The 13,136-nt window shown below is 66.4% G+C and carries 16 protein-coding genes; 9 read left to right on the top strand and 7 right to left on the bottom strand.

Features of this window, described 5'->3' with window-relative positions; all coding sequences use genetic code 11:
* Nucleotides 1–187 precede the first annotated feature (187 nt).
* Entirely contained in the window at nt 188–736 is a 549-nt protein-coding gene (locus ACOI2T_RS21815) for a hypothetical protein (RefSeq protein WP_409503521.1), read from the top strand.
* Nucleotides 737–876: 140 nt separating this feature from the next.
* Nucleotides 877–1,332 (top strand): hypothetical protein, encoded by a 456-nt coding sequence (locus ACOI2T_RS21810; protein ID WP_409503520.1) that lies wholly within the window; start codon nt 877–879, stop codon nt 1,330–1,332.
* On the opposite strand, the gene ACOI2T_RS21805 is transcribed toward ACOI2T_RS21810, so the two are convergent.
* Both ACOI2T_RS21805 and ACOI2T_RS21800 read right to left on the bottom strand, forming a co-directional pair.
* Entirely contained in the window at nt 1,326–2,246 is a 921-nt protein-coding gene (locus tag ACOI2T_RS21805) for an HpcH/HpaI aldolase/citrate lyase family protein (RefSeq protein WP_085148216.1), read from the bottom strand. The genes ACOI2T_RS21810 and ACOI2T_RS21805 overlap by 7 nt on opposite strands.
* Before the next feature lie 45 nt (nt 2,247–2,291).
* Entirely contained in the window at nt 2,292–3,029 is a 738-nt protein-coding gene (locus ACOI2T_RS21800; protein ID WP_409503519.1) for an alpha/beta fold hydrolase, read from the bottom strand.
* A gap of 42 nt (nt 3,030–3,071) precedes the next feature.
* Here ACOI2T_RS21800 and ACOI2T_RS21795 point away from each other — a divergent pair, with 42 nt between their 5' ends.
* From ACOI2T_RS21795 to ACOI2T_RS21775, 5 genes are all read left to right on the top strand, one after another.
* Complete coding sequence (locus ACOI2T_RS21795) at nt 3,072–3,872, top strand: thymidylate synthase (protein WP_409503518.1); 801 nt, start codon at nt 3,072–3,074, stop codon at nt 3,870–3,872.
* Nucleotides 3,869–4,345: a dihydrofolate reductase gene (locus ACOI2T_RS21790; RefSeq protein ID WP_409503517.1), complete on the top strand. Its 477-nt coding sequence runs from the start codon at nt 3,869–3,871 to the stop codon at nt 4,343–4,345. The genes ACOI2T_RS21795 and ACOI2T_RS21790 overlap by 4 nt, the downstream gene beginning before the upstream one ends.
* Nucleotides 4,346–4,435: 90 nt before the next feature.
* Nucleotides 4,436–5,158: a hypothetical protein gene (locus tag ACOI2T_RS21785; protein WP_409503516.1), complete on the top strand. Its 723-nt coding sequence runs from the start codon at nt 4,436–4,438 to the stop codon at nt 5,156–5,158.
* A gap of 8 nt (nt 5,159–5,166) precedes the next feature.
* Nucleotides 5,167–5,766 carry a TetR family transcriptional regulator C-terminal domain-containing protein gene (locus ACOI2T_RS21780; protein ID WP_067851056.1) on the top strand — a complete coding sequence of 200 codons (600 nt, stop codon included), beginning with the start codon at nt 5,167–5,169 and terminating at the stop codon, nt 5,764–5,766.
* Nucleotides 5,767–5,780: 14 nt separating this feature from the next.
* Nucleotides 5,781–6,980, top strand: coding sequence for a winged helix-turn-helix domain-containing protein (locus tag ACOI2T_RS21775; RefSeq protein WP_409503515.1), 1,200 nt, complete (start codon nt 5,781–5,783; stop codon nt 6,978–6,980).
* On the opposite strand, the gene ACOI2T_RS21770 is transcribed toward ACOI2T_RS21775, so the two are convergent.
* Nucleotides 6,960–8,369: an APC family permease gene (locus ACOI2T_RS21770; RefSeq protein ID WP_409503514.1), complete on the bottom strand. Its 1,410-nt coding sequence runs from the start codon at nt 8,367–8,369 to the stop codon at nt 6,960–6,962. The two genes, ACOI2T_RS21775 and ACOI2T_RS21770, sit on opposite strands and share 21 nt — an antisense overlap.
* Before the next feature lie 32 nt (nt 8,370–8,401).
* The gene (locus ACOI2T_RS21765; RefSeq protein ID WP_409503692.1) at nt 8,402–9,328 is read right to left on the bottom strand and encodes a proline iminopeptidase-family hydrolase; all 927 of its coding nucleotides are present in this window, start codon (nt 9,326–9,328) and stop codon (nt 8,402–8,404) included.
* A gap of 128 nt (nt 9,329–9,456) precedes the next feature.
* Between ACOI2T_RS21765 and ACOI2T_RS21760 the strand changes: the two genes are divergently transcribed.
* On the top strand, nt 9,457–10,185 hold the full coding sequence (locus ACOI2T_RS21760; RefSeq protein ID WP_421874288.1) for a FadR/GntR family transcriptional regulator: 729 nt from the start codon (nt 9,457–9,459) through the stop codon (nt 10,183–10,185).
* A gap of 27 nt (nt 10,186–10,212) precedes the next feature.
* On the opposite strand, the gene ACOI2T_RS21755 is transcribed toward ACOI2T_RS21760, so the two are convergent.
* Nucleotides 10,213–10,707, bottom strand: coding sequence for a nitroreductase/quinone reductase family protein (locus tag ACOI2T_RS21755; protein WP_085148236.1), 495 nt, complete (start codon nt 10,705–10,707; stop codon nt 10,213–10,215).
* Between the two features lie 119 nt (nt 10,708–10,826).
* On the opposite strand from ACOI2T_RS21755, the gene ACOI2T_RS21750 reads away from it, so the two are divergent.
* A complete protein-coding gene (locus tag ACOI2T_RS21750) occupies nt 10,827–11,651 on the top strand; it encodes a helix-turn-helix transcriptional regulator (protein WP_409503512.1) in 825 nt (274 codons plus the stop codon).
* 9 nt (nt 11,652–11,660) lie between these two features.
* Here ACOI2T_RS21750 and ACOI2T_RS21745 read toward each other — a convergent pair whose 3' ends face one another.
* Nucleotides 11,661–12,236 (bottom strand): acyl-CoA-like ligand-binding transcription factor, encoded by a 576-nt coding sequence (locus ACOI2T_RS21745; RefSeq protein ID WP_409503511.1) that lies wholly within the window; start codon nt 12,234–12,236, stop codon nt 11,661–11,663.
* On the bottom strand, nt 12,233–13,027 hold the full coding sequence (locus ACOI2T_RS21740; protein ID WP_421874284.1) for an FAD-dependent monooxygenase: 795 nt from the start codon (nt 13,025–13,027) through the stop codon (nt 12,233–12,235). Before ACOI2T_RS21740 ends, ACOI2T_RS21745 begins: the two co-directional genes overlap by 4 nt.
* Nucleotides 13,028–13,136 lie beyond the last annotated feature (109 nt).

Raw genomic sequence — 13,136 nt, 5'->3', positions numbered from 1 at the left:
GTTGTCGCTCGCAAATTTGCGTTGGGTTCTGGGTTTAGCGTTCCGTGCGCGGTGGAAGACCGGCGTGGGGAGCAGTGGCGTACATCACGTTCGGCAGGGCCGACTCTGCCGCCGAGGGTCACTGACAAGGGGCTACGTCGGGGGTCGGTTACTGCTGCCTTCAATTGGAGAAGAACGGAGCGGACCCATGACGTCACGCCTGCTGCGGCTGCTCACCCTCGTGGTGGCCGTCGCAACTATCGGCCTCGTTGGAGGTGTCTCGCCGAGCACCGTATCGGCCGAACCCCCTGACCGGGGAAATGAGGAAACCGTCCAGGTGAGAGGCACCGGCCCGAACGGGGAGAGGTTCAACGGTCGGTTCACGGCGCAGAGCGCCAAGGAGGGGCCGGGCGGCGAGCGACCGTTGGCCGTCACCGGCCAGCTGACCGGAAAGCTCGTGAGCCCCGGCCAGGGGCAGGAGACAGCCCAGGATGTGAATCAGACCGTCGACATGCCCGCGCTCATCCAGCAGGCGACGTGTGAGGTGCTAACCCTGGTGCTCGGGCCGTTGGACCTCAACCTGCTCGGTTTGATGGTCCATCTGGATCAGGTCGTACTGGAGATCACGGCCGACCCCAGTGGTGGTCTTCTCGGGCAGCTCTTGTGCAGCCTCGCCGGTGGATTGCCCGCACCCCCGAATCCATTGCAGCCGATCATCGATCTGCTCAACCAGATCCTCGGCCTGCTGGGAGGGTAGGTATCTGAAGTAGTCCGAGTGTCACCGCCCGTATCCCGACCAGGGGTACGGGCGGTGCAATTACGCTCGGCGGCTTGACCGTGTCGCCGCACCGCCGTATGGATTGTGGTGCAACTCAGTCAGCGGACTTAGGGAGAGCCATGCCGGGGATAGCCGAACTCGCACTTGGCGCCGCGCCGATCGCCGGCGGTGCGATGCTCGGGGTGATCGCGGGCAATCTCAAGCCGCCGGATGTGCGAGGCATGATCGCCAAGGACATGGATCTGCTGGAACGGCTTCCTGCCGAAGACGTCGAATTGCGTGCCCGGCTCAAAGCCAACATCGACGAGCGGATCAGCGATCTGATCGCGGCCGGTGAGCGCAGCCGCGAACTACGCGAGGCCGCGATGTCCTACCGGGGCAACTGGCGCGACATCGTCGTGTTCATCTGTGCGTTGCTGTTCACGTTCATCTGGTGGAACGTCAGCCACAGCAGGGCCAACTGGCTCGTGATGTTCATCGCCATGATCATCGTGTCGGTGGCGGCGGGCATCTATGCCGGCAGAGGCGTGTTACGGGCAGTGCGGACGTTCCTGCACCGCAACGACGCTCAGTAGTGATACGTGTCGGACGGGGCCGGTACGTGATCCGGGTCGTCGGTGTACTCGGGCTCGTGAATGCCGTACGCCTTGGCCAGATCGAGGATCTTGTTCGCGCGGGCGATGCGCGGCAGGTCTGAGCCGTTGCGGATTTCGCCGCCGTCGCGCTGAAACTCGGCGAAAAACTCCTTGGCCCAGCTGATTTCGTCCTGTGACGGCGAAAGGCCTTCGTTGACGGTTGGGCATTGGTCCGGGGTCAGGCAGATCTTTCCAGTCATGCCGAACTCAGCCGACACCGCGGTGGCCTCGGACAGTTTGAGTGCACTGGACCCCACCGTGGGTCCGTCGATCGCACTGGGTAGATGTGCGGCCTTGGCGGCGATGGTGAACCGCGAGCGGGCATATGCCAGGGTGGCGGGGTTGTCGCCGAATCCGGTGTCCCGGCGGAAGTCTCCGATGCCGAACGCGAGCCGGAAGGTGCCTTTCGCCGCTGCGATCTCGGTGATCCGCTCGAGCCCGCGCGCGGTCTCGACGAGCGCGACGATCGGAATGTTCGGCAGCCGTTTGGCGGTTTCGGTGACGTGGTCGACGGATTCGACCATGGCCAGCATGATCCCGCCGACGGACGTGCCGGTGAGCATCTCCAGATCGTCGGCCCACCACGGGGTGCCGAAACCGTTGACCCGCACCCAGTCGCTGTTGCCGTCGGCCAGCCAGCGGGTGACGTTGTCGCGGGCCGCCACCTTGTCCTTGGGGGCGACGGCGTCCTCGATGTCGAGCACGACGATGTCGGCGCGCGACCGGGCGGCCGGGGCGAACCGCTCGTACTGCGCACCGTTGACCAGCAGCCAACTGCGGGCGAGTACCGGGTCGATACGGAACCCCGGATCCGCTCCGGCGTCTGGGTCATTGGTGACGGGCTGGTCGTACACGGGGTCAATCGTCGCCTACGGCCCGGCCGCCGGGCAAAGCAGGGTTCAGCCCAGGCGGGCCCCGAAGAAGCTCTCCATCGCTTCCCAATGCTGCTTGGCGGCTGCCGCGTCGTACGGCGCGTTGTCGGGCACCGCGAAACCGTGTGCGGCGTCGTACATTTCGATGGTGTGCTCGACGCCCGCGGCGGACAGTGCCGATTCCAGTGTCTTGGCGTGCTCGGGGGTGAACGACGCGTCGTCCTTGGCGCCGCCCACATAGACCGCGGCCTGGATCTTGTCGGCCAGCAGATGCGGGCTGCCCGGATCGTCCGAAGCCAGCCCACCGCCGTGGAATGACATGGCCGCCGCGACGCGCTCGGGCACACGACCGGCGACCACCAGAGACGTACGACCACCCATGCAGTAGCCCGTGGTGCCGAACTTGCCGTCGACGACATCGGGACGTTGCTCCAGGTAGTCGAAGAACGCCGCGGCGTCGGCGGCCATTATGTCGGGGGTGACCTTCGAGATCATCGAGAACAGCCGGGCCCGCTCGTCCTGGTCTTTGAACACGGTCGCCATCTCGAACGGCGCCCAGCCGGCATCGCGGTAGTACACGTCGGGTACCAGCACCGCATAGCCTTCGCTCGCGAGCTGGGTCGCCATCTCGTCGAACGTGGCGCGAGCACCGCCGGCGTCGGGGTACATGACCACACCGGGCCACGGCCCACTGCCGTCGGGGGTCGCGAACGTGACGGCGCAGGTGCCGTCGGGCGTGCTGATGGAGTCCTTGATGGTCGGCATGGCTTCCGTTCTACTCCTAGGCGCTGCACGTAAGCTGAGCGAGTGCCGATCCCGACGCCCTACGAGGACCTGCTGCGCCTGGTGATGGAGCGCGGGACGCCCAAATCCGATCGCACCGGCACCGGCACCCGCAGCCTGTTCGGTCACCAGATGCGATACGACCTCGCCGCCGGCTTCCCCTTGATCACCACCAAGAAGGTGCACACCAAGTCGGTCGTCTATGAGCTGCTGTGGTTCCTGCGCGGCGACTCGAACGTTCGATGGCTCCAGGAGCACGGAGTCACGATCTGGGACGAATGGGCAAGTGAGACCGGCGATCTGGGCCCGGTCTACGGCGTCCAATGGCGGTCGTGGCCGACTCCGTCGGGTGAGCACATCGACCAGATCAGCAATGCGCTGGAGCTGCTCAGACGCGATCCGGATTCGCGCCGCAACATCGTCTCGGCGTGGAATGTCGGTGAGATCCCGCAAATGGCGCTGCCGCCGTGCCACGCGTTCTTCCAGTTCTATGTGGCCGACGGCAAGCTGTCCTGCCAGCTCTACCAGCGCAGCGCCGACCTGTTTCTCGGGGTGCCGTTCAACATCGCCAGCTATGCGTTACTGACGCACATGATGGCCGCGCAAGCCGGCCTTGGCGTCGGCGAGTTCGTCTGGACCGGTGGTGACTGCCACATCTACGACAACCACGTCGAGCAGGTGAACCTGCAACTCACCCGGGATCCCAGGCCCTACCCGGAACTCGTTCTGGCGCCGCGTGATTCGATCTTCGAGTACACGTACGAGGATGTGGCGATCGTCAATTACGATCCGCATCCCGCGATCAAGGCCCCAGTCGCCGTATGACCGTCGGTCTCATCTGGGCGCAGTCGGGCACCGGCATCATCGGCCGTGACAACGGCATCCCGTGGCGGCTTCCCGAAGACCAGGCGCGGTTCAAGGAACTCACGCTCGGCCACACCGTGGTGATGGGCAGGCTCACGTGGGAATCGCTGCCGGCCAAGGTTCGCCCGTTGCCGGGGCGGCGCAATATCGTCGTCACCCGCGACGCCGCGTACCGCGCCGACGGGGCGGAGGTCGTCACCGGCCTGCCCGACGACCTGGACGGCTGGGTGATCGGCGGCGCGCAGATCTACGCCATGGCACTGCCGATCGCCGACCGATGCGAGGTCACCGAGATCGACATCGATCTGCCGCGCGACGATCATGACGCGCTCGCCCCCGTCCTCGACGAAACCTGGGTGGGCACCACGGGCGAATGGCAGACCAGCAGCTCCGGCCTGCGATACCGGTTCTGCACTTATCGGCGCGAGCTGTAGTCAGTGAGGTCTTCGGATTTTTCTCGCGCCGCACGGAATAAGACGACCGGTCACTTTGTCTGAATGTGCACCACGACGAAAGGGTGCGACATGAAACTTCTGGACGAGGTGCTCGGCGCCTACGGCGGTGCCGATCGGTGGCGCGAGGCTACGTCGATCACGATCCACCAGCAGGTCGGCGGTGTGCTGTGGCCGTTGAAGGGTGTGGACGGCATCATCAACCACTCCACGGTGCGCATCGAACTCCATGAGCAACGTGCCTGGCATCGACCGCTGCCTCGCCCGGGATTCCGGTCGTCGTTTCGCCCGGCGGCCGTAGCCATCGAAACGGATGCGGACCACCCCGAGGTCGTCGAAACCTTGGCGGCCCCACGTGACTCGTTCGCCGGTCACACCCTCGAGACGCCATGGTCACATCTGCAGTTGGCGTACTTCGCCGGTTATGCGATGTGGACCTACTTGTCGGAACCCTTCTCGCTGACCCTGCCGGGCGTCGAGACCGACGAACTGGGCACCTGGGCCGAGGACGGGCAGAAGTGGCGTCGGCTGGGCGTCCGTTACCCCGACACCATCGCCACCCACAGCCGAGACCAGGTGCTGTATGTGGATTCCGACGGACTGCTGCGCCGCCGTGACTATCAAGTCGACATCGCCGGCGGTTCGCCGGCCGCACACTACGCCGATGACCATCGCGAGTTCAGTGGGCTCGTGTTACCTGTGAAGCGGGTGGTCTACGGACGCGACGCGAACGGGCATCGGATCCCGGAGCCGATCACTGTCACCATCGACATTGACGATGTGACCATCGAGTGAGGAGTACCGTGCCCAAGCCGAGTTTGCGCGACGCGCTCCTGGATGCCGCGTTCGACCAATTGCATGCCGGTGGCTACTCCGCAACCGGTGTGGCGGCGATAGCCGCGGCCGCCCACGCCCCGAAAGGCTCGTTCTACAACCACTTTCGGAGTAAAGAAGCGCTCACGATCGAGGTTCTCGAACGGTACGGACGGACCCGTCGGCTGGATCTACTGGCCGACGATGCGGTGACGCCGACGCAGCGTATCCGCAACCACCTCGCGCATCTGAGGCAGGATCTGGCCGCCCACGATTACCGTCGCGGATGCATGTTCGGAAACTTCGCCGCAGAGAATCCGGCAGTGGCGCCCACCGTCACCGCCACGGTTGCCGCGTCCTTCGATACTTGGCGCGGCGCCTTGGCCGAGGCAATCCGCGCCGGCCAGGTCGCCGGCGAGTTCGATTCCGGGATCGACCCGGTGAATGCGGCGGAGTTGATCGTCGACGCCTGGGAGGGTGCGGCTCTACGCGCCAAGGGCCTCGGCGACGGTGCACCTGTCGACAATGTGATCGAGTTCGTGTTCGGCCGCGTCCTCGTACCGCCTTCCGACAACTTGTCGGTGGGTTGAGGAACGATGACGGGGTGGCCACTCTCACCACCGCACAGGCCCGTCGCGTCGCCGTCGCTGCGCAGGGGTTCCACGAGCCCCGGCCGCGTGGCCCGGTCACTCGCGCCCATCTGCGCCGACTGATCTCGCGCATCCAAGTGCTGCAGCTGGATTCCGTTTCGGTTGCCGTGCGTGCGCATTACGCGCCGGTCTTCAGCCGGCTCGGGCCGTATGACCGTGACGTGCTCGATCGCGCGGCCTGGGCGCACAGTGCCCGGTCGCCCCGGTTGTTGGTGGAGTACTGGGCACACGAGGCCGCGTTGATGGCGGTCGAGGATTGGCCGCTGTTGCGCTGGCGCATGCGCGAGTACACGCATGGCAGGTGGGGTACCGAGATCGTCAAGAAGAATCCGAAGCTTGCCGAGGATATCGTCGCGGCCGTCGCCGAGCTGGGGCCGTCCACGGCCGGTCAGATCGAGGCGCACCTGGAGGCCGAGCCGCGTGGCCGCAAGGGCCCGTGGTGGGACCGTAGTGAGACCAAGTGGGTGGCCGAAGCGCTGTTCGCCGCCGGGGTGTTGACGACGGCGACGCGTGTGGGCTTCGCCCGTCACTACGACCTCGCCGAGAACGTGCTGCCGCCCGAGGTGCTGGCGCGCGAAGTCGATGACGACGAGGCCATCCGTGAGCTGACCCTGCGCGCCGCCACCGCGCTCGGAGTCGGCACGGAAGCCGACATCCGTGACTATTTCCGGCTCGGCGCCAAACAGGTCAAGCCCGCGATCGCCAAACTCGTCGCCGACGGCGAACTGGAGCCCGTCGACATCGACGGCACCCCGGCGTACCTGCGGGCCGGCCAGATCGTGCCGCGCCGCGACCGCGGCACCGCGCTGCTGTGCCCGTTCGATCCGTTGATCTTCTTCCGTCCGCGCGTCGAGCGGTTGTTCGGATTCCACTACCGCATCGAGATCTACACGCCGGCCCCGAAACGCCAATTCGGTTACTACGTATGGCCGTTCCTGCTCGACGGTGAGTTGGTGGGCCGGGTGGATCTCAAACGTACCGACGCCGCATTGCAGGTGCTGGGCGCATACACCGAAGACGGCCAGGACCGGTCGCGCGTGGCGACGGCCCTGGCCGCTGAGCTGGCGTCGATGGCCGGCTGGTTGGGGGTCGACGCGGTCGATGTGGGCAGCCGCGGTGACCTCGCCGGTCCGTTAGGCTCGGTCCTCGGCTAGCTCGGGCACCCCGCGGCCGCGAACCATGTTGGCGCCGAACACGATCGCGCCGATGATCAACCACACGATGCCGCCGATCTTGGCCAGTGCGTCGGCGTTGATCAGCACGTAGGCGATGATAATGAAACCGACCGCCGGTACCACGAGATGCAGCAGGTAATTCTTCGACTTCTTGCGCACGATGTAGAACCAGATGACCGACGCGTGCAGCATGCAGAACCCGAACAGCGCGCCGAAGTTAACCAGTGAGGAGATCAGGCCGATCTGGCCGACGAAGAACAGCACCAGCACGAGGCTCAGCGCGCTGACGACGAGGATCGCGGCGAACGGCACCTTGCGCGCGCTGATCGTGGACAGGATCGCGGGCAGCTGGCGATCGCGGCTCATCGAGAACAACAACCGGCTGGTCGCGGCCTGGGCGGCCATCGCGTTCGCGAAACCGACCGCCAAGACGTTGACGACGAAGAACGCGTTCATCCACCCGGTGCTCGACGCGGCCTGCACCAGCAGGAAGAAGGCGTTGCCCACCTCGTCGTCGCCGAACGACGCCCGGCCGCCGGCGAGCAGGCTGGCCAGCCACGTCTGGGTGATGAACAGGAAGGCCACGACGAACAGCGCGATGATCATGGCGCGGCCGGCCGGGTTCTTCTTGCCCGTCGACTCCTCGGCGAGTGTCGAGATACCGTCGAAGCCAAGGAAACTCAGCACCGCGATGGACAGTGCGGCCGCGATGAGCGGGGCGTTGACCACCTCGGAATTCCAGATCGGCAGCGTGCTCCAGCCGACGTCGGGGAGTGATTGGCCGTTGATGGCCCGCACCGCGATGATGACGAACAGCACCACGAACACGAGCTCGACCGCGAGGAACACCCGGTTGACGATTTTCAGTGACCCGACCCCGAGCAGGTTGATCACGGTGTTGACGACGACGAAGACGATCGCCCACACCCAGCGTGGTGTCTCGGGGAACAGGCCCACCATGGATTCGGCGGCGAAGACGTAGAGCAGAGTCGGGATCAGCAGGTAATCGAGAAGGATCGCCCAGCCGGCGAAGAAGCCGAGCCCGGGGTGTATGCCGCGGCCCACATAGGCGAACACCGACCCGGCGAGCGGGAAGGACTTGGCCATCTGGGCGTACGCCAGCGCGGTGAACACCATCGCGATCAGGCCGATGAGATAGACCAGCGGCACCATGCCCGATGCACTGTTGTAGACGGTGCCGAAGATGGTCCACGGGGCGATCGGCACCATGAAGACCAAGCCGTACACGACGAGGTCGACGGTCGAAACCGATCGGCTCAATTCCTGTTTGTAGCCGAAGGATTCGAGACTGCGCTGGCCTTCACCGGTGGTGAGCGGGCCGGTGGCCGGGCCTGTTTCAGTTGCCATGGCGATCCTGTCGGGTCGAGGGGAGGTGGGTGTCAGACCCGGGCGGCGGCCAGATCGTGCTGCTGCAGGAATTCCGCGATCACGGCACGGAACTCCTCGGGCTTTTCGAGATGGGTGCAGTGGCTGGTGTCGGGGAAGACGTGACTGCGGACGTCGGGAATGAGCTCGACGTAGGGTTGCCAGGTGGCCGGCGTGGCCTCGTCGAACTCGCCGGCGACGACGAGCACCGGTGCGGTGATGGACGGCAACCGGTCGACGATGCTCCAATCGCGCAACGTGCCGATGACGTGAAATTCGTTGGGGCCGTTCATCGTGTGGTACACCGTCGGCTCTGCCTCCATTTGTGCCTCGCTGTCGGCGAAGTCCTGGGGCATCGGGTCGGTGCGGCAGACGTGGCGCCGGTAGAACTCCTGCGTCGCGGCGAGATACTCCGGATCGGTGACGGTGCCGTCGGTCTCGTGGCGTTGCAGTGCCGACTGGATCTCCGGCGGCAGCTGAGCCCGGAGCTCGGCGGCGCCCTCGACCCAGAGCTGCATCGAGGCGGGGGAGTTGCAGATCGCCAAGGACACCAAACCCTCGGGCGCGGCCACGGCGATCTCGGCGCCGAGCATGCCACCCCATGATTGCCCCAGCACGTGGTAGCGGTCGATGCCCAGGGCCGTGCGCACCGTGTGGAATTCCTCGACGAACAGCTCCGGAGTCCAGAACTCTGCGGGCGCGTCGGGGAGGTGGGCGCTGTTGCCGCAGCCGAGTTGGTCGTAGTGGATGACGGTGCGCCCGGTTTCGTCGGCGATGGCCGCGATGTTGGCGACGTAGTTGTGGGCCATGCCGGGCCCGCCGTGCAGGACGAAGAGGGGTAGCGCGCCGGGCTTGGCGTTTTCGGGCGTCGTGACCTGAACCCAGGTCTCGTACTCACGGAAAGGCACCATGCGGGTCGATCGAGGCATGCGGGACAGCATGAAGCGGTAATGGTCTCGCCGCAAGACCATTAATCAGTTTTTAACAATTGGCTTCGATACTGTGTGCACCATGGGGGAACCGGACCGGCAGATAGCCCAACCCGCCGGCGCGCGGGGCCTGCTCGAGCGTGAACTCGAAGATCCCCTCGCGCGTCGACGAGATCACCGACCGGCTCGTCACGGCCATCGCCGTCGGCGAATATCTGCCCGGCGCGCGGCTCCCTGCCGAACGCGAACTCGCCGCGTCGCTGCGCGTGGGGCGGATGACGGTACGCGCGGCACTCGCCCGGCTCGTCGAGCAGGGCCTGGTGGAGACCCGTCGCAGCGGCCGCAGCGGTGGGACCTACGTGCTGCAGCAATGGCCGGAGTCGTCGACAGCGGCGGTCGGCCGGACGCTGACCATGCGGGCCCACGAACTGCGGGACCGATGCGATGCGATCTGCCGCATCCACGGCGCGGTGTGCCGGGCCGCGGCGGAGGCCCGGACCGACCGCGACATCGCCGTGCTGCGCGAGCGCCTCGAGGCCTATCGGGACGCGGCGAGTGGTCTGGCGTCTCAGCAGGCCGACAGTGCACTGCACCTGGCGATCATGGATGCCGCCCGCAACCCGGTGCTCAAGCAGGTGCTGCTGGACTTGGAGGCCTCGGTGAGCATCGGCGCTCCGGCCCACCTGTGGGGCGAGCCGGAAACCATGCCGGACATGGAATTACGGGCATTACGTGACCATGAGGCACTCATATCGGCGATCGCCGACGGCCGTGCTGACGACGCCGAAGCGCTGGCCCGCACCCACGTCGCGATCGACTACGAGCACATCTCGGCGGCGATGCGGCGCGCCGGGGTGCTCGCGGACTAAGGCTCCGGTCGCGGAGAGGCACGCAATCTAGGTTCGGTGAAGCTCGAAGAGTGGGATCACCCGGTCGGGCTTCGGATAGCCGGCTACGCGGGGGCAGAGTTCAGCGATCCTCGCGTAGAGGACATCCCGCTCTTTGCCCGTAATCTCGCGCGCTACGACGTTGTACGACGATGTGCCGATCTCGACGTGCCCGGCCGGATTGGCGCGAAGATTGTGCACCCATGCCGGATTCTGTGGAGCTCCTCCTCGGGTGCCCAGGATGAGCATCCGTCCGTCAACGGTGAAGTATTCCAGTGGGGTCTGACGACGCAGGCCAGATTTGGCGCCCGTCATTGTCAAAAGCACCACGTTGGAGTCCGCGAACGGACCACCCACTCTTCCGCGATTGGCGCGAAACTCTTCGACGACCGCAGCGTTGAAGGCCCGCAGGATGTCGGGATCCGCCTGCGTTTCGGCATAGGTGGGTATCCGCGGCACCTTCGATTCGGAGTGCTCGTTGGGCGTCCGGTCGTCGTTCGTCATGGCTCCACTGTCGGCGCGTCTGCCTTGCCCGGTCCAGGCCTGACCGCACCCCGGTGACCCTCAACCGGGGTACCGCGAGACCTATGGTCGGCTCGGCCCTGTCACGCAATGATGAAGGAATGAGCAGGTCCGAACTGGGCGAGTTCCTGAAGGCGCGCAGGGCAGCGGTATCGCCGAGCTCAGCCGGAATACCGGACACCGGCTCGCGTCGGCGGGTTCCCGGGCTCCGGCGTGAGGAAGTCGCCGCCTTGGTCGGGTTGTCCACCGACTACTACGTCCGGCTTGAGCAGGGCCGAGGTGGCCGACCGTCGGAGTCCGTTCTCGAAGCGATTGCGGCGGTGCTTCTGCTCGACGACACCGAGCGCGAGCACCTCCGCCACCTCGCCCATCCGCGCCGCCGCGCACAGTGGGTGGCGCAGGAACGCCTTGACTCGGCGACGCGCGCGTTCATCGACACGCTGACGGTGCCGGCACTCGTCATGACGGCCAGCACACAGGTCGTCGGATGGAACGACCTCGCCCGCCGCGTGTTCGGGGATTTTGCCGAACACCCACCCCACGAGCGGAATACGGCATGGCTCCTGTTCTGTGACGATGACGTCGCGGCCAGACACCGCGACTGGGAAGCATCCGCCCGCGACACGGTCGGAATGCTCCGCATGGCCGCCGGACGCAACCCCCACGATCCCGCGGTGACGGCCCTCGTGGACGAGTTGTCGGTGCACAGCCCGACATTTCGGAAATACTGGGGCGAGCACCACGTCTACGAGAAGTCGACCGGACTCACGCAATTGCGACATCCCGAGATCGGCGACATCGACCTGACCTTCATCGCCTGGGCAACTCCGGCGACACCCAACCAGATCCTCGTCACCTACACACCCGAGCCGGGATCTGCGTCGGCCGACGCCGTCGACCGGTTAGCTGTGAAGATCACCTGTTGACACCAGGGCTCAGCGGACGGCGTCGCGCAATGCCGCGAACGCCTCGTCGATCAACGCGACGAGGTCCCGGCCGTCGGCGCCGGCCCATGCGGTGATCGCCGGGGCGACCGTGGCGAGCGCAGCCGAGGCTTGCACGACGCAGCGCAAGTCCGGCGCCTGCAGACCCGCGCGGCGGGCGAGTGCCCGGGCGAACAGATCCCGGGTTTCGTCCTGCGCCAGGGTGTTTCGGGCCCGCAGTGTCGGATTCGCCATGATCAGGCGAGTGCGCTGCAGCAGCGCGCCGTGATCGGTGGGCAAGATGGCTTGCAGCCCGGCCCGGATCGCACGATGAATCGCGGTCAGGGGCGGTTCGTCGGCGGGCCTGGCCGCGATCAGATCCTCGATCAGGGGGTCGTACTCGTCGTATTCGACGACTTCCTCCTTGCGGGGAAAGTACCGGAAGAAGGTCATGTGCGAGACACCGGACGCTGCGGCGATATCTTCGACTGTCGTTGCGTCGTAGCCCTTTTCGGCGAACAGCCGTAACGCATGGTCCTGAATGGACTGACGCGTCGCGGCCTTCTTGGCGGCCCGCCAGTCCGTCATGGCCGGCCCAACGCGGTGTCGAGCCAAGCCCGCAGTGCGGCCGGATCCGAGCCGCGCCAGGCCAGGTGTCCGTCGGGCCGGATCAGATGTGCGTGCGAACTGTCGGAGCCGTTGTCGTGCAGCGCGGCCACGGCTCCGAGTCGGTCGCGAGCCACGTCGGCGTATGCGGGCGCGCCGAGCACCGCCCATGACGGGCCGAGTGCGTCGTAGAGCCGCACAGCCGGCCCGTCGGCGGACACGCAGTCCCGGTCGGGAACGCGGTCTCCGGGGCGTATACCGGGCAACCACCGAGCCGCACCCCACGGGCCACGGCGGTACGAAACTTGAAGCTGTGAAGCCTTTTCGGCGATCAGCCGCCGCATCCACGTCCGGTTCAGCAGGGGTATCGCGACGTGGTCGCGGATCAGCCGGGCGGCTCGGCCCTGCCCGGCCACGATCTCGGTCAGACTGCTCGTCGTTTTCAACACATCGCCGGCGATGGGGCGTCGTTCGGCCTCGTAGGTGTCAAGCAGCCGCGCATCGGCGCGGCCGGTGACGACGAGCGCGAGCTTGAACGCCAGATTCTCGGCGTCGCCGATGCCGGTGTTCATCCCTTGACCGCCGAACGGGCTGTGGATGTGCGCGGCGTCGCCGGCGAGCAGCACGCGACCGCGCCGGTAGGTGTCGGCGAGTCGGCGCTGGATACGGAAAGACGACGTCCAGACGACCGAGTCGATGGCGGCGTCGGCCTCCTCGGCGAGCCGCGATCCGAGGTAGCCCGCGATGTCGTCGGGCGCCGGATTGTCGGGCATGTCCGGGGAAAGCCGGCGTCATCAGCCGCCAGAGATCGTCACCGGGCAGCGGGAATGCGGCGAGCAGCTTGCGGCCGCGAGCCCACGCGGTGGCGCCGTCCCGGGGCTG

This window comes from Mycolicibacterium wolinskyi str. Jessa 2025, from assembly GCF_049241375.1.
Taxonomy (GTDB): Bacteria; Actinomycetota; Actinomycetes; order Mycobacteriales; family Mycobacteriaceae; genus Mycobacterium; species Mycobacterium wolinskyi.
This window is presented reverse-complemented; position numbering and strand designations above follow the sequence as displayed.

Bases quoted from the DNA above. Each gene is read 5' to 3' on its own strand.
- ACOI2T_RS21755 (WP_085148236.1), bottom strand. From the start codon at position 10,707: ATGACGAACGACGACCGGACGCCCAACGAGCACTCCGAATCGAAGGTG.
- ACOI2T_RS21815 (WP_409503521.1), top strand. From the start codon at position 188: ATGACGTCACGCCTGCTGCGGCTGCTCACCCTCGTGGTGGCCGTCGCA.
- ACOI2T_RS21745 (WP_409503511.1), bottom strand. From the start codon at position 12,236: ATGACGGACTGGCGGGCCGCCAAGAAGGCCGCGACGCGTCAGTCCATT.
- ACOI2T_RS21765 (WP_409503692.1), bottom strand. From the start codon at position 9,328: ATGCTGTCCCGCATGCCTCGATCGACCCGCATGGTGCCTTTCCGTGAG.
- ACOI2T_RS21740 (WP_421874284.1), bottom strand. From the start codon at position 13,027: ATGCCCGACAATCCGGCGCCCGACGACATCGCGGGCTACCTCGGATCG.
- ACOI2T_RS21785 (WP_409503516.1), top strand. From the start codon at position 4,436: ATGAAACTTCTGGACGAGGTGCTCGGCGCCTACGGCGGTGCCGATCGG.
- ACOI2T_RS21750 (WP_409503512.1), top strand. From the start codon at position 10,827: ATGAGCAGGTCCGAACTGGGCGAGTTCCTGAAGGCGCGCAGGGCAGCG.
- ACOI2T_RS21810 (WP_409503520.1), top strand. From the start codon at position 877: ATGCCGGGGATAGCCGAACTCGCACTTGGCGCCGCGCCGATCGCCGGC.
- ACOI2T_RS21770 (WP_409503514.1), bottom strand. From the start codon at position 8,369: ATGGCAACTGAAACAGGCCCGGCCACCGGCCCGCTCACCACCGGTGAA.
- ACOI2T_RS21800 (WP_409503519.1), bottom strand. From the start codon at position 3,029: ATGCCGACCATCAAGGACTCCATCAGCACGCCCGACGGCACCTGCGCC.
- ACOI2T_RS21790 (WP_409503517.1), top strand. From the start codon at position 3,869: ATGACCGTCGGTCTCATCTGGGCGCAGTCGGGCACCGGCATCATCGGC.